Here is a 17,452-nt window from a genome sequence, read left to right on the forward strand (position 1 = left end):
TGTGTCAAGCAGCGCTGCCTTGTCTGACTCGACGCCATCGCGGGCAAGCGCGCTCCTACAGATATGGGCCGCGGGAACAGGAAACCGCAGGAGACAGAACATGAGTGCAGTGATCGATGACCATGGCCACGCAGGCGCCGAGCAGGTGCACGGACCGGCCAAGGGTTTGACGCGTTGGCTGCTGACCACCAACCACAAGGACATCGGCACACTGTACCTGTGGTTCAGCTTCACCATGTTCCTGCTGGGCGGCTCGTTTGCCATGGTGATCCGCGCCGAGCTGTTTCAGCCGGGGCTGCAGATTGTCGAGCCGGCGTTCTTCAACCAGATGACCACCATGCACGGGCTGGTGATGGTGTTTGGCGCCGTGATGCCCGCGTTCGTGGGCCTGGCGAACTGGATGATCCCGCTGATGATCGGCGCCCCTGACATGGCGTTGCCGCGCATGAACAACTTCAGTTTCTGGCTGTTACCGGCCGCGTTTCTGTTGCTGGTGTCGACGCTGTTCTCACCGGGCGGCGGGCCGAACTTCGGCTGGACGTTCTACGCCCCGCTGTCCACGACCTACGCCCCGGAAAGCGTGACCTTCTTCATCTTCGCCATTCACCTGATGGGCATCAGCTCGATCATGGGTGCGATCAACGTCATCGCCACCATCCTCAACCTGCGCGCCCCCGGCATGACCCTGATGAAAATGCCGCTGTTCGTCTGGACCTGGCTGATCACCGCTTTTCTGCTGATCGCCGTAATGCCGGTGCTGGCCGGTTGCGTGACCATGATGCTCATGGACATCCATTTCGGCACCAGCTTTTTCAACGCAGCCGGCGGCGGAGACCCGGTGCTGTTCCAGCATGTGTTCTGGTTCTTCGGACACCCCGAGGTCTACATCATGATCCTGCCGGCGTTCGGGGCGGTCAGTTCGATCATCCCGGCGTTCTCGCGCAAGCCGTTGTTTGGCTACACCTCGATGGTCTACGCCACCGCCGCCATTGCGTTACTGTCGTTCATCGTGTGGGCCCACCACATGTTCGTGGTGGGCATCCCGCTGGTGGGCGAGCTGTTCTTCATGTACGCCACGATGCTGATCGCCGTGCCGACCGGGGTAAAGGTCTTCAACTGGGTCAGTACCATGTGGCAGGGCGAGCTGACGTTCGAGACGCCGATGCTGTTTGCCGTGGCGTTCGTGATTCTGTTCAGCATCGGGGGGTTCTCCGGGCTGATGCTGGCGATTGCACCGGCGGATTTCCAGTACCAGGACACCTATTTTGTGGTCGCTCATTTCCACTACGTGCTGGTGCCCGGCGCGATCTTCGGCATCTTTGCGTCGGCCTATTACTGGCTGCCGAAATGGACCGGCCACATGTACGACGAAACCCTGGGCAAGCTGCACTTCTGGTTGTCTTTCATCGGCATGAACATGGCGTTCTTTCCGATGCACTTCGTCGGGCTGGCCGGCATGCCGCGCCGGGTGCCGGACTACAACCTGCAGTTCGCCGATTTCAACATGGTCTCTTCGATTGGCGCGTTCACGTTCGGCGCGACGCAGATTTTCTTTCTGTTCATCGTGATCAAGACCATTCGCGGCGGTGCCCCTGCTCCCGCCAAACCCTGGGATGGCGCCGACGGGCTGGAGTGGACCGTGCCTTCGCCTGCGCCGTACCACACCTTCGTCACGCCACCGGAGGTGAAATGAACGCCGCACAACCGAACCGGCCGCTCATCTTTCGCCTGCTGATCCTGGTGGTGGCGATGTTTGCGTTTGGCTTCGCCCTGGTGCCGCTGTACGACGTGATGTGCAAGGCGCTGGGCATCAATGGCAAAACCGGCGATCAGTACCGCCAAAGCCAGGTTGTCGACCAGGGTCGTCAGGTGCGCGTGCAGTTTCTGTCCACCAATTCGGCGGACATGCCGTGGGGCTTTTATCCAAAGGCCGAGGAATTGAACGTCCACCCCGGCGCGGTCAACGAAATGCTCTTCGTCGCGCAGAACCCCACCGATAAACCCATGACCGCCCAGGCCGTGCCGAGCATTGCCCCCAGTACGGCGGCCGTGTACTTCCACAAGACCGAATGCTTTTGCTTCACGCAGCAAAGGCTGCAGCCGGGCGAGCGCATTGAAATGCCGGTGCGCTTCATCGTCGACCGCGATCTGCCCCAGGACGTGAAGCACCTGACCCTCGCCTACACGCTGTTCGACGTCACCGCGCGCATGCAGCCGGTTGTGCGTGTCGCATCCACCAACCCCGTTATCAAAACCGGTGGTTAGGCCGGCGCGCCTGAGAAGGAGAGCAAGACATGGCAACGCCGCATGAGCACTACTACGTTCCGGCGCAGAGCAAATGGCCGATCATCGCCACCTCCGGCATGTTGGTGACGATGTACGGGCTGGCCACCTGGTTCAACGACATGAAGGCCACGCGGCCGGACTCTCACGGTCCGTGGATTCTGTTGGTGGGCGGGTTGATGGTCGCGTACATGATGTTCGGCTGGTTCAGCACGGTGGTCAAAGAAGGCCGCGCCGGTCTCTACAGCGCGCAGATGGACCGCTCGTTCCGCTGGGGCATGGGCTGGTTCATCTTCTCGGAAGTGATGTTTTTCGTGGCGTTCTTCGGAACGCTGTTTTACGTGCGCATGTGGACTGGCCCTTGGCTCGGGGGTGAAGGATCAAAGGGCATCACGCACATGCTGTGGCCGAACTTTCAATACACCTGGCCGTTGCTGCACACACCGGACCCGAAGATGTTTCCGGCACCCAAGGACGTCATCGACCCCTGGCACCTGCCGCTGATCAACACGGTGTTGCTGGTCAGCTCCAGCGGGACCGTGACCATGGCTCACCATGCGCTGAAGAAGGGTCATCGCAGCGCATTGAAATTGTGGCTGGCGCTGACGATTTTGCTGGGCCTGAGCTTCCTGACCCTGCAAGTCGAGGAATATCACCACGCCTACACCGAGCTGGGCCTGACGCTGGGTTCAGGCATTTACGGCGCAACGTTCTTCATGCTCACCGGCTTTCACGGCGCCCACGTCACCATCGGCACGATCATTTTGTTCGTGATGCTGATGAGGGTGTTGCGCGGGCACTTCGATGCCGAGCACCAGTTCGGGTTCGAGGCGGCCAGTTGGTATTGGCACTTTGTGGACGTGGTGTGGGTGGGATTGTTTGTTTTTGTGTATGTGTTTTAAGCAAACGTGTAGGAGCGCGCTTGCCCACGATTGCGGTGTGTCAAACAACTCTGCACCGTCTGACTCGACGCCATCGCGGGCAAGCGCGCTCCTACAATTGTCCGTGTTCGGTCACCACGGCACATGCGTCACCAGTTTGCCGCTGTAGAACCCGTAGGTGATCAGCGCCAGGGTGATGGCGGCGCAGCACACGCGTACGGTCAGGGCCTTGAGCAGGCGGCTCGACGAGGCCTCGTCCTTGACCAGGAAGAACAGGCCGCTGAACAGACTGATCACCGTGGCGCCGAGCATGAAAACAATCGCCGCTTTGAGCATGGGGCAACTCCAGGAGCAAACGCTATGCAACGGAGTATAGGTGTGGCTCATCCGCTGAACCGGAGCGCCTGATGAAGCGCTTCCGGCCCGGTGTTGCGCCAACCCTGGTGATGTTGGTGATGCTGCCGTTGTTCGTGTCGCTGGGCTTCTGGCAGTTGGGCCGTGGGGAAGAAAAGCGCCTCATGCTCGTCACGTATGCAGAGCGCCGCGTTGCGCCCGCAGTGCCCGCTCAAGCGCTACCCACGATGGCCGACGCTGCTTTTCGCCGTGTGCAGCTGCGCGGGACGTTCGATGCCGATCACAGTCTGTTGCTCGACAACAGCACCCGCGACGGCAAAGTCGGCGTCGAGCTGATCCAGCCCTTCCACGATCAGGTCAGTGGCCTGTGGTTGATGGTCAACCGTGGCTGGCTGCCCTGGCCCGACCGTCGTACGCCGCCCTCTTTCGACACGCCGGTCGAACCCCTGAGCCTCGACACCTGGGTCTACATTTCCCCCGGCGCCACGTTCCAGCTGCACCCGGATGCTGCGGGTGGCGCGTGGCCCCGGCTGGTCACAGTGATTGATCCGGCCAGGGTCTGGAGCGAGACCGGACGCGAGGGTTTCGCCCACGAGTTGCGTCTTGAGTCGGGCCCGGCGGCCTATCGACTGGATTGGCCGGTGGTGTCGATGGGGCCGGAAAAGCATCTGGGCTACGCCGTGCAGTGGTTTGCCATGGCCACCGCACTGGTCGGGCTCTATCTGTACCTGGGTTGGACTCAGACAAAACGCCGCAAGAACAATAAAAACAAGGAGAACCCCCATGGGAACGGCTATGAGTCCAGCCAGCACGTCTGAAAACCGCGCGCCGAACAGTCGCCGCAAGGGGCGATTGCAGCTGATTCTTGTGCTGCTCGTGGCGATTGGGCCGATGATCCTTGCCACCAGCATGTACAAGCTCAAATTCTGGGTACCTGACAACCGCAGCTTTCATGGCGAACTGATCGGCACCGGCGAAACGCGGGCCGAGCTTGGCGTGCAGTCCGACGAGAAGCGCTGGCAACTGTTGGTGACCGCACCTGGGGAGTGCGCGGCCGACTGCCAGCAACTGGTGTACCTCGCGCGGCAGATCCAGATTGGCCTGGGCCGCGACGCCTCTCGCGCCAGCCATGCCATCACCACCAGCCAGCCCCTCAGTCCCGAATACGAAGCCCGGCTGACCCGTGAGTATCCGCAGTTGCAGCGCTACCCGCTGGACTTGAAGCGCTATAAGCGCACGGCCCCGGGCGTTGAGTTGCCGCAACTGTGGATCGTCGATCCCCACGGCAATCTGGTGCTGCGCTATGGCGCTGAAGTGAACGGCAAGGACGTGCTCAACGACCTGCGTCAGCTGCTCAAACTGTCGAATATCGGATAAAGGTATTTCGCCATGCCCAAACCCGGATTTCGTCTTGCGCTGTTGGCCACGGGATTGGCGCTGGTGGTCATTCTGCTCGGTGCCTACACGCGTCTCACCCACGCCGGCCTTGGCTGCCCGGACTGGCCCGGCTGCTACGGCTTCATCAGCGTGCCCAAAACCGACGTGCAACTGGTGTACGCCCAGGTGCGCTTTCCCCATGCGCCGGTTGAAGCGCACAAGGGGCGGAATGAGATGATTCATCGCTACTTCGCCGGCGGGCTGGCGTTGATGATCATGATGTTGGGCGTGCACGCCTGGCATCGGCGGCACATCGCGGGTCAGCCGGTGCGTCTGCCTCTGATGCTGCTGGGCGTGGTGTTCGGCCAGGCCGCGTTCGGCATGTGGACGGTGACGCTCAAGTTGTGGCCGCAGGTGGTGACCGCTCATTTGCTGGGCGGCGTCATGACCCTGAGTCTGCTGTTTTTGCTGACGCTGCGCCTGAGTGGCCGGTGTGACGCGCTGCCGCAGATCCCGAACCGATTACGCCGTCTGGCGGCGGTGGGGCTGGCGCTGGTGGTGCTGCAAATTGTGCTGGGCGGCTGGGTCAGCGCCAATTACGCGGCCTTGGCCTGCGTTGATCTGCCAACCTGTCACGGCCAATGGTGGCCTGACACCGATTTTGCCAACGGCTTTCATCTCACCCAACACATCGGCCCCAATTACCTGGGCGGGCAACTGGACAGCAACGCGCGAACCGCAATCCACCTGACCCATCGGATCGGCGCGGTAGGGGTGACGCTGTCGTTGCTTGTGCTGGCCTGGCAGCTCTATCGCGAGGGCCTCAACAACATGGCGCGGCTGTTGCTGCTGGCGCTCGGCGTGCAGATCGCGCTGGGCGTGAGCAATGTGGTGTTTCACCTGCCGCTGGGGGTTGCGGTTGCTCACAACGCAGGCGGCGCGGCGTTGATGCTGACAATGACGTTGATCAACTACCGGGTTCGCGCGGTCCAGGTGGCCGCACCCGCCCGCGTGGCCAGCCTCTGGCATTACGCCCATGTGATGCTGCATCTCGGCCAGCGTCGGTGATGCTCCGCCTTTCTGTATTGGGCCGGCGTGTTGTACCGTGGCGCTCGGCCGCATGCGGCGATCAACAGGTTCAAGTTCTCGATTGACGCCTTGTTCCTGCTGTTCATCGCGCTGCTCGTGGATCACTACTTAGTGTTGAATTTATGACCCGAACCCAGAAAACCGTCTTCATCCTTGTGGCCATCGTTGCGTTGATTCTTGGCCTGACCGTTAACCGCGTGCTGTCCGGCAAAGGCCAGGGCGATCAGACCGCGTTGATCGATGCCGGAGTGATTCTGCTGCCGCAAAGCCGCAACCTGCCTGACCTGAAAATGATCGACCAGGACGGCCAGCCCGTGGTCATGGACCAGTTGAAAGACGGCTGGACGCTGCTGTTTTTCGGCTACACCTTCTGCCCGGACATTTGCCCGACCACCCTCGCCCAACTGCGCCAGATCAAGAGCGAACTGCCCAGGGCGGCGGCGGACAAACTGAGGATTGTGCTGGTGAGCGTTGACCCGAACCGGGACACGCGGCAGCAGTTGAAGACCTACCTGGGGTATTTCGACAAGTCGTTCATCGGGCTGACTGCTTCATCGGTGGGCGATCTGCAGAAAATCGCCAGCGCGGTCAGCATTCCGTACATCCCGGCCGACACCAGCAAGCCCAACTACACGGTCGACCACAGCGGCAACCTCGCCCTCCTAGGCCCCGACGGCACGCAACGCGGGTTTATCCGCGCGCCGTTGAATGGCCAGAAGCTGGTGGCGCAGTTGCCGGGGTTGGTTGAGAGGCAGTAAGGATCTTGCTGAAAACACTGTAGGAGCGCGCTTGCCCGCGATGAATGGATCAGGCGCCGAGAATGTGTTGAATGTACCCAAGCCTTCGCGGGCAAGCGCGCTCCTACAATGGGCGTGCTTGCCGCGAGGTCCTGATCAAAACGCCGGAACCACCGCGCCTTTGTATTTCTCCAGAATGAACGCTTTGGTTTCCGGGCTGTGCAGCGCGGCGACCAGCTTCTGGATGGCGGGTGCGTCCTTGTTGTCCTGACGGGTCACCAGGATGTTGGCATACGGCGATTCAGCCCCCTCGATGATTAGCGCATCCTTGGTCGGGTCCAGCTTGGCGGTCAGCGCGTAGTTGGTGTTGATCAGCGCCAGATCCACCTGGGTCAGCACCCGCGGCAGGGTCGCCGCTTCGAGCTCACGGAATTTCAGGTTTTTCGGGTTCTGGTCCACATCGCGCGGCGTCGACAGGATATTGCTCGGGTCTTTCAACGTGATCAGCCCGGCCTTGGCCAGCAGCAGGAAGGCGCGGCCTTCGTTGGTCGCGTCGTTGGGCATCGCAACGGTGGCGCCGTCCGGCAGTTCGGCGAGGCTCTTGAGTTTGTCGGAGTACGCGCCGAAGGGCTCAACGTGAACCTTGCCCACGCTCACCAGCGTCGTGCCTTTGCCCTTGTTGAACTCATCCAGATACGGCTGGTGCTGGAAGAAGTTGGCGTCCATGCGCTTCTGATCGACCTGCACGTTGGGTTGCACGTAGTCGTTGAAGACCTTGACCTCCAGCGTGACGCCTTCTTTGGCAAGCATCGGTTTGACGAACTCGAGGATCTCGGCGTGGGGCACGGCGCTGGCCGCAACGGTCAGGGTTTCATCGGCGTGCGCCGACAGGGCAACAACAGCGGCAAAGGCCGCCAATAACTTTTTCATGCGTTACTCCTTGAATGCACGCTGCAGAAATACAGCGTGCATCTGCCGATCAGCAATCGGCTAATTCTCTTAACGGTGTGAGAAGTGGGCGACCAGTTTGTCGCCGACGGTTTGCAGGATCTGCACCAGCACCAGCAGCAATACGACCGTCACAAACATCACATCGTTCTGGAAGCGCTGATATCCGTAACGAATCGCCAGGTCACCCAGGCCGCCCGCACCTACGGCACCGGCCATCGCGGTGAACGACACCAGGGCGATGGCCGTGACCGTAATCGCGGCGAGAATGCCCGGCCGTGCTTCGGGCAGCAGCGCCTTGACGATGATCTGCCGCGTCGTGGCGCCCATGGCCTGGATGGCCTCGATGATCCCGCGATCCACTTCACGCAGCGCGGTTTCCACCAGCCGGGCGAAGAACGGCGTGGCACCGGCAATCAGCGGCGGCAAGGTGCCGAGGATGCCCAGCGAGGTGCCGGTGATGACTTCGGTCAGCGGCATCATCACGATCAGCAGGATGATGAAGGGCAGCGCACGGAGCATGTTGACGATCAAACCCACCGTGGCGTACAGCGGTTTGTTCTCCAGCAATTGGCGCGGTGAGGTCAGGAACATCAGCACGCCCAGGGGCAGGCCGAGCACAATGGTGAAGCCCAGGGACACGCCCAGCATGATCAGCGTGTCACCGGTGGCAACCCAGATTTCATACCAGTCGACGTTCGAGAACAGATTGATGAAAGCGTCCATCAGCGCAGCACCTCCATGTGTACGTCGGCCGCGGTGAAGCGCGCAAACGCCGCGTCCATGTCGCCACCGGTGATGGCCAGCGTCAGTTGCCCGTAGGGGGTGTCCTTGATGCGATCGATACGACCGGCGAGGATGCTGTAGTCCACGCCTGTTTCGCGGGCCACGGTGCCCAGCAGCGGCGCGTAGGTCGCCTGGCCCTGAAACGTCAGGCGCACGATGCGGCCTTCGACGTGAGCGAAGTCATTGCGTTGTTCATTCTCGTCAATCTGCTCGTCTTCCTGCACGAAGCGCTTGGTCGTCGGGTGCTTCGGATGCAGGAACACCTCTGCCACCGCGCCCTGCTCGACGATCACGCCGGCGTCCATCACGGCCACGTGATCGCAGACCCTGCGGATCACGTCCATCTCGTGAGTGATCAGCACGATGGTCAGATTCAGCTCGCGATTGATTTCGGCCAGCAGTTGCAGGACCGAGGCCGTGGTCTGCGGATCAAGGGCGCTCGTGGCCTCGTCGCACAACAGTATTTTCGGTTTGGTGGCCAGTGCGCGGGCGATGCCGACGCGCTGCTTCTGGCCGCCCGAGAGTTGCGAGGGGTATTTTTTCGCGTGATCCGACAGGCCGACCCGCGCCAGCAACTCGGTCACTCGCTGATTGATCTGATCGGTGGACATGTCCCCGGCCAGGGTCAGCGGCATGGCGACGTTGTCAGCGACAGTCTTGGAGGACAGCAGATTGAAGTGCTGGAAGATCATCCCGACCTGCCGGCGAAACCGACGCAGGCCCGTGGCATCAAGCGCAGTGACGTCTTCGTCGTCGACCAGAATCTTGCCGCCGCTGGGCGCTTCAAGGCGGTTGATCAAGCGCAGCAGGGTGCTTTTGCCGGCGCCGGAATGGCCGATCAGGCCGAACACCTGGCCGTTTTCAACGCGCAGGCTGGTCGGGTGCAAGGCGGGAATTTCCCTGCCGGCAACCCGATAGGTTTTATGGACGTTATGAAACTCGATCACGTGGCGAACCTTGTGGGGGCGCGGTAGAAAATCAGCCGACGGACAGGACGCGCGTCAACTGCTGGGGCGATGCATGCCTGGAGCTATCGCCTCGGCTGGATAAACCGGGCGCGCATTTTAGCCTGTACCGCCGGGGTTGAGCCCAGCGTTGTTAGCATTTATTTCGCAGATGACCTGCTCAAAGGTAATAACGCCCCCTTGTCTAGGCCCGCACGAAAGGTAGACCAAAGGTTGGAAAATAAAGGGAACGCCAAGTTTGGGTACCAGTCATTACCTAAGCACCGAAAACTTCCCTGCGCTGTACCGGGGAGTTTTGCCTATTGAGCCCACTCTCGTTTCCTACACGTGGGCCGTTCCGAACCGAGGAGTTTTTGTCTGATGGCTACCAATAAACCAAGCAGTACGCCCGATGGCACGACCAGCGAGTTGGCAGGCACCGACACGCTGGACAAGGGTAATACCAACACCAAACTCGACAGCCTGGATCAGTTCCGCTCCGACGCAACCGGTCAGGCACTGCGCACTAACCAGGGCGTGAAGGTCTCCGACAACCAGAACACACTCAAAGTCGGCGCGCGCGGCCCGTCGCTCCTTGAAGATTTCATCATGCGTGAAAAGATCACGCACTTTGACCATGAGCGCATTCCAGAGCGCATCGTTCACGCCCGCGGCGTGGGCGCGCATGGCTACTTTCAGACGTACGAAAACCACAGCGCCCTGAGCAAGGCTGAGTTCTTGCGCGATCCGGGCAAGAAAACCCCGGTGTTTGTGCGTTTCTCCACCGTGCAGGGCCCACGCGGTTCCGGCGATACCGTGCGTGACGTACGTGGCTTCGCGGTCAAGTTTTATACCGACGAAGGTATCTACGACCTGGTCGGCAACAACATGCCGGTGTTCTTCATTCAGGACGCCATCAAGTTTCCGGACTTCGTACACGCCGTGAAACCTGAGCCGCACAACGAAATCCCCACCGGTGGTTCGGCCCACGACACGTTCTGGGATTTCGTATCGCTGGTGCCTGAGTCCGCGCACATGGTGCTGTGGACCATGTCCGACCGGGCGATTCCGAAAAGCCTGCGCAGCATGCAGGGTTTCGGCATCCACACCTTCCGCCTGATTAACGCCGAAGGTAAGTCCACGTTCGCCAAGTTCCACTGGAAGCCAAAATACGGCACCTGCTCGCTGGTGTGGGACGAGGCGCAGAAGCTGGCCGGTAAAGACACTGACTTCCACCGCCGCGACCTGTCTGAATCCATCGAGATGGGCGACTACCCGGAATGGGAATTGGGCGTTCAGCTGGTCTCGGAAGAAGACGAGCACAATTTCGACTTCGACCTGCTTGACCCGACCAAGATCATCCCGGAAGAACTGGTTCCCGTGACGCCGCTGGGCAAGATGGTGCTCAACCGCAACGTGGACAACTACTTCGCCGAGACTGAGCAGGTTGCATTCTGCCCAGGCCACGTCGTGCCGGGTATCGACTTCTCCAACGACCCACTGTTGCAGGGCCGTCTGTTCTCATACACCGATACGCAGATCAGCCGTCTGGGTGGTCCGAACTTCCACGAGATCCCGATCAACCGTCCGGTGTCGCCGAACCACAACGGCCAGCGTGACGCTCAACACCGCATGACCATCGACAAGGGTCGCGCCTCGTACGAGCCGAACTCCATTGATGGCGGCTGGCCGAAAGAAACCCCCGCAGCGCCGATTGACGGTGGGTTTGAAACCTATCATGAGCGCGTCTCAGCCGAGAAGGTGCGTGAGCGCAGTGAGTCGTTTGGCGACCATTTCTCCCAGGCCACGTTGTTCTTCAACAGCATGAGCCACCACGAGAAAGAGCACATCATCGCGGCGTACAGCTTCGAGTTGGGCAAGGTCGAGCGCGAGTACATCCGCGCACGTCAGGTCAATGAGATCCTGGCCAACATCGATCTGGAACTGGCCAGCCGGGTCGCGGCGAACCTGGGTCTGCAGGCGCCTACTGCTGGCACCGTACCTGCCCGGACCGCCACCAAGAAGACGGTCGACAAGTCGCCGCTTCTCAGCCAGGCCAATTTGCTGCCTGCCGACATCTCGTCGCGCAAAGTCGCGATCCTGGTGGCTGACGGCGTGGACGACAAAGCGGTGGCAGCGATGAAGGCGGCTGTCGAAGCCCAAGGCGCTCACGCCAAGGTGCTCGGCCCTACCTCTGCACCTGTGACCACCGCTGGCGGACAAACGCTGGCAGTGGACGCCTCGCAGGAAGGCCTGCCATCGGTTGCGTTCGATGCGGTGTTCATTCCGGGCGGTGCGGCGTCGGTTAAAGCCCTGAGCGGCGATGGCGTAGCGTTGCATTACGTGCTGGAAGCGTACAAGCACCTCAAAGCCATCTCGTTCAGCGGTGAGGCCAAAGAGCTGATCACGCTGCTGCGCCTTGAGGAAGATGCCGGTCTGTTGGCGGTTTCGGACAGCAAGTCGTTCGATGCCTTCTTCGACGCCATGAAGCAACACCGCGTCTGGGCGCGTGAGCCGAAGGCCAAGGCTGTTCCGGCGTAAGGCGCTTGCTGTTTCTGTAGGAGCCAACTTGTTGGCGAGGCGGTTTTGCGGTGTGTCATGCAGGCCGCCTCGCGAATGAATTCGCTCCTACAGGACAACGATGAGGCAAAAAAAAGGCGCTGCCCGTGAGGGCAGCGCCTTTTTTGGTCTGGCGTCAGATCAAAGCTTGGCCGGCTTCAAAATCACCTGAGCCGGTTCGCCCTTCTCTACCTGGCGACGTAACTGAAGCTCGAAGTCCGGATTGATCTTCACTACGCGTTTGTGGAGCAAGGTCGCCAGCCACGGGTAATCGTCGATCCTGGGCACCTGCAGCACAACCTCGCAGTTGAACGCGATGACGTCTGCCGCGATGTCGCTCAGTTGACGACGCAGCTGCTTCATATCGCCGATCTTCAGTTCGAGGGTCGTGCTCTCGACCGAAGGATCGATCACCTTGGCAATGCGCTTGGCTTCAGCGGCCTTGAGTTCGGCTTCTGCCTTCTCCAGTTCGGCCTTGCGCGCATTGGCGATCGCGCCATTGACGCCGCTGGTCAGCGCCGGGGCTTTGGGCATCAAGGCACGGGCACGGCTCAGTGCGGTAGCGGCTGCATTGACATCGCCCTTCTGCAATACGATCTGGCTACGGCTCAAATAGGCCTCAGCCAGCTCACGCTGAACCTGCTCAAGACGCGGATCGTCCGGTGCCTTGGCTTGCAGCGCGGCCAATTGGTCTTCCGCCGTGGCCAGTTCGCTGCTGGCGATGTTTTTCTCCAGCTGTTGATATGCGTCGGGCGGCGCAACCGGTACGGGCGCCTCGACGGGCTGATTCTGGCAGGCTGCCAACAGAAGGGTAAATGCAGCAAGCAGCAGATGACGGGATGCGTACGGCTTCATTCCTGCGATTCTCTATTTGCGCAAAAAACGAGCAAGTCTACACATAAGTACCTTGCACCGAAAATAACTGATCTCTCTGTCGCGGCGTGACACTGTCATTGCATATTGCCGCCATCCATTATCGCCGAGTATGACTGTTCTTCCAGTACAAGGTTCTACCGCTTGGGTAAAACGAAACTCAGCAGGAACAATGCGGCAGCAGAAACCACAATAGACGGGCCTGCGGGCGTGTCTTTGAACCAGGACAATGCCAGTCCGCCGCAGACGGCCACGATGCCGATGATACTGGCGCCCACCGCCATTTGCTCAGGCGACCGGGCGTGACGCTGTGCCGCAGCGGCCGGGATGATCAGCAACGAGGTAATCAGCAGCACGCCGACGATTTTCATCGCCACGGCGATCACCACCGCAATCAGCAGCATGAGCGTCATGCGCAGTGCGGCGACGGGCAACCCTTCCACCATTGCCAGTTCTTCGTGCACGGTGATGGCCAGCAGCGGTCGCCACAGTGCAGCAATCAAGATCAGCACCGCAGCGCTGCCGCCTAATATCCAGGCCAGATCAGTCGGGCTGATCGCCAGCAGGTCGCCAAACAGGTAGCCCATCAGGTCGATTCGCACGTCGTGCATGAAGCTCAGCACCACCAGCCCGAGGGACAGTGTGCTCGGCGCGAGAATCCCCAGCAGCGTGTCCGACGCCAGCGGCTGGCGCTGTTGCAGGGTAACCAGCAGGATCGCCAGCAGCAGACAGCCTACCGTCACTGCAATCGCCGGGCTGACATCCAGCAGAAAACCCATCGCCACACCCAACAGCGCTGCGTGTGAAAGCGTGTCACCGAAATACGCCATGCGGCGCCACACCACGAAAGATCCCAGGGGACCGGCAACGACGGCCAGGGAGAGGCCTGCGAGCAAGGCATACAAAAGAAAGTCAGCCATGCTTGCAGCCATCTCCGTGACGGTGTTCGTGGGTGTGGTCCGGCGTTGTGCCAGGAGGCGAGGCGCACACGGCGCCATGCAGGTCGTGGGCGTGGTCGTGATGATGGTGGTAGATCGCAAGGCTGGGCGCGTGCTGGCCGAACAGCTCGATGAACGCCGGGTCACTGCTCACCTGCTCAGGATGGCCCGAGCAACACACGTGGCGATTGAGGCAGACGACTTGATCGGTGGTGCTCATGACCAGGTGCAGATCGTGAGACACCATCAGCACGCCGCATTGGTGTCGGTCGCGCAATTGGGTGATCAGCGCGTAAAGCTCCGCCTGCCCGGCGACGTCCACGCCCTGCACGGGCTCATCGAGCACCAGCAGCTCTGGTTGGCGCAACAGGGCGCGGGCCAGCAGCACGCGTTGCATCTCCCCACCAGAAATCCCCTGCAACGGGCTGTCGATGACCTTCTCCGCGCCCACTTCCGCCAGGGCCGACTGCGCGGTGGCACGGCTGACACCCGGCACCAGGCGCAGGAACCGCAGAACCGACAACGGCAGCGTGGCGTCGATGTGCAATTTTTGCGGCATGTAGCCGATGCGCAATCTGGGTTTGCGCCAGACGCTGCCTGAGTCCGGTTTGAGCAAGCCCAGCACCGCACGCACCAGCGTGGTCTTGCCGGCGCCGTTGGGGCCGATCAGGGTCACGATCTCCCCCGGACTGACGCTCAGCTGAATGTTTTCCAGCACGCTTTGCCCGGCGCGGGTGACCACGACATCGTTCAGACGAATCAGCGCATCGGTCATCAGGCAGCCTTGCAGCCGGTGCAAATGCCCACCACTTCGACGGTCTGGGTTTCGACGGCAAAGCCCACTTCCCTGGCGGCGCTGATGATCGCGTCACTGATTGCCGGATGCTGCAACTCAATGGCGGCGTGGCATTCGCGGCAAATCAGGAATTGGCCCTGGTGCGCGTGGGTCGGGTGATTGCAGCCCGCGAAGGCGTTCAGCGACGCAATGCGGTGAACCAGACCGTTTTCCAGCAGGAAATCCAGCGCGCGATACACGGTAGGCGGCGCCGCGCGGCGTCCGTCCTCTTCGCTGAGTACTGCCAGGATGTCGTAGGCGCCCAGTGGTTTATGGCTCTGCCAGACCAGCTCCAGCACCCGACGCCGTAGCGCGGTCAGGCGCAGCCCTTTACCGGCGCACAGCGTGTCGGCTTCGGCCAGAGCTGAATGCACGCAGTGAGAGTGATCATGGGGACGGCTGGCCAGCGGTGTTTTGGGCATGGGCGGAGACGACTTTTGTGAGAGACGTTATTATGTTACCTGTTCCTGTCCCCGTGAGTGGTCTCCGTGTCCCGACTTTTTTTGCTGTTCGTCGCCTCCTTCCTCGGATTGCTGACTATTTCTCCTGCCCAGGCCGAGGTCCGCGTGCTTACCAGCATCAAGCCGCTGCAGTTGATTGCAGCGGCTGTGCAGGATGGCGTCGCCGTTCCGGAGGTGCTGTTGCCGCCCGGTGCATCGCCCCATAACTACGCCCTGCGCCCTTCCGACGTACGGCGCGTAAATGAGGTCGACCTGCTGTACTGGATCGGCCCCGACATGGAAACCTTCCTGCCGCGCGTGCTGGCGAGTCGAACCCTGCCTTCAATTCCCGTGCAGTCATTGCCGGGCATGCACTTGCGGCATTTCACCGCAGGTGCCGCCCATGACGATGGCGATGAGGACGAACATGACCACGATCATCGCCCCGGAAGCCTGGATGCTCACTTGTGGCTGTCATCGGTCAATGCGCGGGTGATTGCGGCGAAGATGGCGGCGGACCTCAGCGTGGCGGATCCGGACAACGCCGCGCGTTACCAGAGTAATGCCAAGGCTTTCAGCGAGCGTCTGGATGCCACGGACGCGAAGATCAAGGCGCGGGTAGCGGGGATCACCGACAAGAAATACTTCGTTTTTCATGAGGCGTTCGATTATTTCGAGGAGACGTACGGGCTCTCCCATGCCGGCGTGTTCACCGTCAGCGGTGAAGTGCAGCCCGGCGCGCAGCACGTGGCCGAGATGCGCAAGCGACTGGCCGCCTTTGGCAAGACCTGTGTGTTCAGCGAACCGCCGCTGCGGCCGCGACTGGCGCAAACCCTGAGCGCGGGTTTGCCGGTGAAACTGGCGGAACTGGATGGCCTGGGCGGCTACACCCCCGCCACGGCTCAAGGATACGAGCAGTTGCTGCAAAAGCTGGGGGATGATCTGGCGAGGTGTCTGGAAAGTTTGTAACGCTCCAGCCTTCCGGTAGGAGCGCGCTTGCCCGCGATTGCGGTGGGTCAGAAAGGCGGATGTCCATTGACCCAATGCTTTCGCGGGCAAGCGCGCTCCTACAGCGGCTCGTCGTTACAACGCAAACGGCAACGGAATGTGCGTCTCCTGACGCTGTTCCAGCCGCTTTTGAAACTCCATCGGGTCGTGAATCAGCACGTCCTGCCCGGCAAACGATTCCGCTGCAATCAGGCGTGACAGCCAGAACCGCACGCAGGCCACGCGCAGCATCGTTGGCCATAGCTCGGCTTCGGCGGCAGTGAAAGGCCGCAGCCCGGCGTAGGCACCGAGCACCGCCCGGGCGCGAGGGGCGTCGACGGTGCCGTCCTGATGGGAAGCCCAGTCGTTCACCGCAATTGCCACGTCGTACAGCATCGGCCCGGAGCAGGCGTTGTAGAAGTCGATCACGCCGGTCAGGTGCGTGCCTTCAAACAGCGTGTTGTCGCGGAACAGGTCGGCGTGCAGGTTGGCGCGGGGCAAGGCCATGATCTGCGCGTGATGACGCTCGATCTCTTCAATGGCCGTTTTCAGCAACGCTCCTTGAGCATCGTCCAGGTGCGAGATGAAATTGCGGCCTTCTTCCAGCATCCAGTCGAGCCCGCGATCGGTTTTGCGTTCCAGTACATGCTCGCGGGTTGCCAGGTGCATGCGGCCCATCAGCTCGCCGATCTGCACACAGTGCTGGGTATTGGGGGTGGTGGGATGTTTACCGGGCAGACGCGGTTGCAGCAGCGCCGGTTTACCTTTGAGCTCACGCAGCGCCTGGCCGTCGGTGGTGCGCAGCGCGTAGGGAACCGGCAGGTTCACATCGTGCAGCACGTCCAGCAGTTCAATGAAGAACGGCATTTCCTGGACCGGACCGCGTTCGACCAGGGTCAGGACAAACTCGCCCTGCTCCAGGCTGATGAAGAAATTGGTGTTTTCACTTCCGGCGGCAATGCCCTGAAAGTCACGCAGATGGCCAAGCCCGTAGGGGGCCAGAAAAGCTTCCAGCTCGGGGCGAGCCAGGGGAGTAAAAACCGACATATAAGACTGCCAAATAGAGTGAATGTAGGGCGTTACCAGCTGAAAATTTCCCACTGGGGAATCAGCATGTCCGGCTGATCGGACCGGATGAACTGCGCGCTGGTACCGTCGGCGCGCACCAGAAAATACGGTTTGCCGTGCTTGGGCGTAATCTTGACCGCATACACAAAACCGTTCACGCGATATTCCTGAATCAAGGTATCGCCATCATGGCTGATCGTCACGTCAGGCTCAGCCGTCGGCGCTTGATCATCGGCAGCCAGTGCTATCAACGGACAAACAGACAAGACGCTTGCCAGCAACAGGCGATTTACCCCGCGCATGATAACCTTGCTCCTTTGTCGTCAACGGTCCACGCATTCTAGCGCCGGACC

At 61.1% G+C, this 17,452-nt stretch carries 19 protein-coding genes; 9 read left to right on the top strand and 10 right to left on the bottom strand.

Translation table 11 applies throughout. The features are described from left to right. Window positions 1–100 precede the first annotated feature (100 nt). Genes ctaD through ABQX22_RS17375 form a run of 3 tightly spaced genes read left to right on the top strand, consistent with a single transcriptional unit; the run spans window position 101 to window position 3,185 of the window. Entirely contained in the window at window positions 101–1,693 is a 1,593-nt protein-coding gene (ctaD, locus tag ABQX22_RS17365) for a cytochrome c oxidase subunit I (RefSeq protein ID WP_349801097.1), read from the top strand. Further along, complete coding sequence (locus ABQX22_RS17370; protein ID WP_349801098.1) at window positions 1,690–2,265, top strand: cytochrome c oxidase assembly protein; 576 nt, start codon at window positions 1,690–1,692, stop codon at window positions 2,263–2,265. Before ctaD ends, ABQX22_RS17370 begins: the two co-directional genes overlap by 4 nt. Before the next feature lie 29 nt (window positions 2,266–2,294). After that, window positions 2,295–3,185, top strand: a complete 891-nt coding sequence (locus tag ABQX22_RS17375) for a cytochrome c oxidase subunit 3 (RefSeq protein WP_349801099.1) — start codon at window positions 2,295–2,297, stop codon at window positions 3,183–3,185. Window positions 3,186–3,296: 111 nt separating this feature from the next. Here ABQX22_RS17375 and ABQX22_RS17380 read toward each other — a convergent pair whose 3' ends face one another. After that, on the bottom strand, window positions 3,297–3,500 hold the full coding sequence (locus tag ABQX22_RS17380) for a twin transmembrane helix small protein (protein WP_349801100.1): 204 nt from the start codon (window positions 3,498–3,500) through the stop codon (window positions 3,297–3,299). Between the two features lie 71 nt (window positions 3,501–3,571). Here ABQX22_RS17380 and ABQX22_RS17385 point away from each other — a divergent pair, with 71 nt between their 5' ends. From ABQX22_RS17385 to ABQX22_RS17400, 4 genes are all read left to right on the top strand, one after another. Next, the gene (locus ABQX22_RS17385) at window positions 3,572–4,336 is read left to right on the top strand and encodes an SURF1 family protein (protein WP_349801101.1); all 765 of its coding nucleotides are present in this window, start codon (window positions 3,572–3,574) and stop codon (window positions 4,334–4,336) included. Beyond that, on the top strand, window positions 4,314–4,895 hold the full coding sequence (locus tag ABQX22_RS17390) for a hypothetical protein (RefSeq protein ID WP_349801102.1): 582 nt from the start codon (window positions 4,314–4,316) through the stop codon (window positions 4,893–4,895). Before ABQX22_RS17385 ends, ABQX22_RS17390 begins: the two co-directional genes overlap by 23 nt. A 12-nt stretch (window positions 4,896–4,907) precedes the next feature. Beyond that, window positions 4,908–5,963: a COX15/CtaA family protein gene (locus tag ABQX22_RS17395; RefSeq protein ID WP_349801103.1), complete on the top strand. Its 1,056-nt coding sequence runs from the start codon at window positions 4,908–4,910 to the stop codon at window positions 5,961–5,963. Window positions 5,964–6,106: 143 nt separating this feature from the next. Further along, window positions 6,107–6,742, top strand: coding sequence for an SCO family protein (locus ABQX22_RS17400; RefSeq protein ID WP_349801104.1), 636 nt, complete (start codon window positions 6,107–6,109; stop codon window positions 6,740–6,742). A gap of 135 nt (window positions 6,743–6,877) precedes the next feature. Here ABQX22_RS17400 and ABQX22_RS17405 read toward each other — a convergent pair whose 3' ends face one another. From ABQX22_RS17405 to ABQX22_RS17415, 3 genes are all read right to left on the bottom strand, one after another. Then, entirely contained in the window at window positions 6,878–7,651 is a 774-nt protein-coding gene (locus ABQX22_RS17405) for a MetQ/NlpA family ABC transporter substrate-binding protein (protein ID WP_349801105.1), read from the bottom strand. A 69-nt stretch (window positions 7,652–7,720) separates the two neighbouring features. Continuing rightward, window positions 7,721–8,395 (bottom strand): methionine ABC transporter permease, encoded by a 675-nt coding sequence (locus tag ABQX22_RS17410; protein WP_349801106.1) that lies wholly within the window; start codon window positions 8,393–8,395, stop codon window positions 7,721–7,723. Beyond that, window positions 8,395–9,402: a methionine ABC transporter ATP-binding protein gene (locus ABQX22_RS17415; protein WP_349801107.1), complete on the bottom strand. Its 1,008-nt coding sequence runs from the start codon at window positions 9,400–9,402 to the stop codon at window positions 8,395–8,397. The genes ABQX22_RS17410 and ABQX22_RS17415 overlap by 1 nt, the downstream gene beginning before the upstream one ends. A 378-nt stretch (window positions 9,403–9,780) precedes the next feature. Between ABQX22_RS17415 and katE the strand changes: the two genes are divergently transcribed. Beyond that, a complete protein-coding gene (gene katE / locus ABQX22_RS17420) occupies window positions 9,781–11,940 on the top strand; it encodes a catalase HPII (RefSeq protein ID WP_349801108.1) in 2,160 nt (719 codons plus the stop codon). Window positions 11,941–12,099: 159 nt separating this feature from the next. Here the strand turns inward: katE and ABQX22_RS17425 are convergent, their stop codons facing one another. From ABQX22_RS17425 to ABQX22_RS17440, 4 genes are all read right to left on the bottom strand, one after another. After that, window positions 12,100–12,813: a PA5502 family lipoprotein gene (locus ABQX22_RS17425; RefSeq protein ID WP_349801109.1), complete on the bottom strand. Its 714-nt coding sequence runs from the start codon at window positions 12,811–12,813 to the stop codon at window positions 12,100–12,102. Window positions 12,814–12,968: 155 nt separating this feature from the next. After that, window positions 12,969–13,751 (bottom strand): zinc ABC transporter permease subunit ZnuB, encoded by a 783-nt coding sequence (znuB, locus tag ABQX22_RS17430; RefSeq protein WP_349801110.1) that lies wholly within the window; start codon window positions 13,749–13,751, stop codon window positions 12,969–12,971. Next, the gene (gene znuC / locus ABQX22_RS17435) at window positions 13,744–14,544 is read right to left on the bottom strand and encodes a zinc ABC transporter ATP-binding protein ZnuC (protein WP_349801111.1); all 801 of its coding nucleotides are present in this window, start codon (window positions 14,542–14,544) and stop codon (window positions 13,744–13,746) included. Before znuC ends, znuB begins: the two co-directional genes overlap by 8 nt. Then, entirely contained in the window at window positions 14,544–15,026 is a 483-nt protein-coding gene (locus ABQX22_RS17440; RefSeq protein ID WP_349801112.1) for a Fur family transcriptional regulator, read from the bottom strand. The genes znuC and ABQX22_RS17440 overlap by 1 nt, the downstream gene beginning before the upstream one ends. 66 nt (window positions 15,027–15,092) lie before the next feature. Here ABQX22_RS17440 and ABQX22_RS17445 point away from each other — a divergent pair, with 66 nt between their 5' ends. Next, window positions 15,093–16,013 (top strand): zinc ABC transporter substrate-binding protein, encoded by a 921-nt coding sequence (locus tag ABQX22_RS17445; protein WP_349801113.1) that lies wholly within the window; start codon window positions 15,093–15,095, stop codon window positions 16,011–16,013. A 114-nt stretch (window positions 16,014–16,127) separates the two neighbouring features. Here ABQX22_RS17445 and ABQX22_RS17450 read toward each other — a convergent pair whose 3' ends face one another. Next, window positions 16,128–17,078, bottom strand: coding sequence for a homoserine kinase (locus ABQX22_RS17450; protein WP_349801114.1), 951 nt, complete (start codon window positions 17,076–17,078; stop codon window positions 16,128–16,130). A gap of 32 nt (window positions 17,079–17,110) precedes the next feature. After that, the gene (locus ABQX22_RS17455) at window positions 17,111–17,401 is read right to left on the bottom strand and encodes a DUF2782 domain-containing protein (RefSeq protein WP_349801115.1); all 291 of its coding nucleotides are present in this window, start codon (window positions 17,399–17,401) and stop codon (window positions 17,111–17,113) included. Window positions 17,402–17,452 lie beyond the last annotated feature (51 nt).

This window comes from Xanthomonas sp. WHRI 1810A, assembly GCF_040202885.1.
Lineage (GTDB): Bacteria > Pseudomonadota > Gammaproteobacteria > Pseudomonadales > Pseudomonadaceae > Aquipseudomonas.

What these genes read in the sequence shown, in the direction of transcription:
- ctaD (WP_349801097.1), top strand. Translation starts at nt 101, where the DNA reads ATGAGTGCAGTGATCGATGACCATGGCCACGCAGGCGCCGAGCAGGTG.
- ABQX22_RS17370 (WP_349801098.1), top strand. Translation starts at nt 1,690, where the DNA reads ATGAACGCCGCACAACCGAACCGGCCGCTCATCTTTCGCCTGCTGATC.
- ABQX22_RS17375 (WP_349801099.1), top strand. Translation starts at nt 2,295, where the DNA reads ATGGCAACGCCGCATGAGCACTACTACGTTCCGGCGCAGAGCAAATGG.
- ABQX22_RS17380 (WP_349801100.1), bottom strand. Translation starts at nt 3,500, where the DNA reads ATGCTCAAAGCGGCGATTGTTTTCATGCTCGGCGCCACGGTGATCAGT.
- ABQX22_RS17385 (WP_349801101.1), top strand. Translation starts at nt 3,572, where the DNA reads ATGAAGCGCTTCCGGCCCGGTGTTGCGCCAACCCTGGTGATGTTGGTG.
- ABQX22_RS17390 (WP_349801102.1), top strand. Translation starts at nt 4,314, where the DNA reads ATGAGTCCAGCCAGCACGTCTGAAAACCGCGCGCCGAACAGTCGCCGC.
- ABQX22_RS17395 (WP_349801103.1), top strand. Translation starts at nt 4,908, where the DNA reads ATGCCCAAACCCGGATTTCGTCTTGCGCTGTTGGCCACGGGATTGGCG.
- ABQX22_RS17400 (WP_349801104.1), top strand. Translation starts at nt 6,107, where the DNA reads ATGACCCGAACCCAGAAAACCGTCTTCATCCTTGTGGCCATCGTTGCG.
- ABQX22_RS17405 (WP_349801105.1), bottom strand. Translation starts at nt 7,651, where the DNA reads ATGAAAAAGTTATTGGCGGCCTTTGCCGCTGTTGTTGCCCTGTCGGCG.
- ABQX22_RS17410 (WP_349801106.1), bottom strand. Translation starts at nt 8,395, where the DNA reads ATGGACGCTTTCATCAATCTGTTCTCGAACGTCGACTGGTATGAAATC.
- katE (WP_349801108.1), top strand. Translation starts at nt 9,781, where the DNA reads ATGGCTACCAATAAACCAAGCAGTACGCCCGATGGCACGACCAGCGAG.
- ABQX22_RS17425 (WP_349801109.1), bottom strand. Translation starts at nt 12,813, where the DNA reads ATGAAGCCGTACGCATCCCGTCATCTGCTGCTTGCTGCATTTACCCTT.
- znuB (WP_349801110.1), bottom strand. Translation starts at nt 13,751, where the DNA reads ATGGCTGACTTTCTTTTGTATGCCTTGCTCGCAGGCCTCTCCCTGGCC.
- znuC (WP_349801111.1), bottom strand. Translation starts at nt 14,544, where the DNA reads ATGACCGATGCGCTGATTCGTCTGAACGATGTCGTGGTCACCCGCGCC.
- ABQX22_RS17440 (WP_349801112.1), bottom strand. Translation starts at nt 15,026, where the DNA reads ATGCCCAAAACACCGCTGGCCAGCCGTCCCCATGATCACTCTCACTGC.
- ABQX22_RS17450 (WP_349801114.1), bottom strand. Translation starts at nt 17,078, where the DNA reads ATGTCGGTTTTTACTCCCCTGGCTCGCCCCGAGCTGGAAGCTTTTCTG.
- ABQX22_RS17455 (WP_349801115.1), bottom strand. Translation starts at nt 17,401, where the DNA reads ATGCGCGGGGTAAATCGCCTGTTGCTGGCAAGCGTCTTGTCTGTTTGT.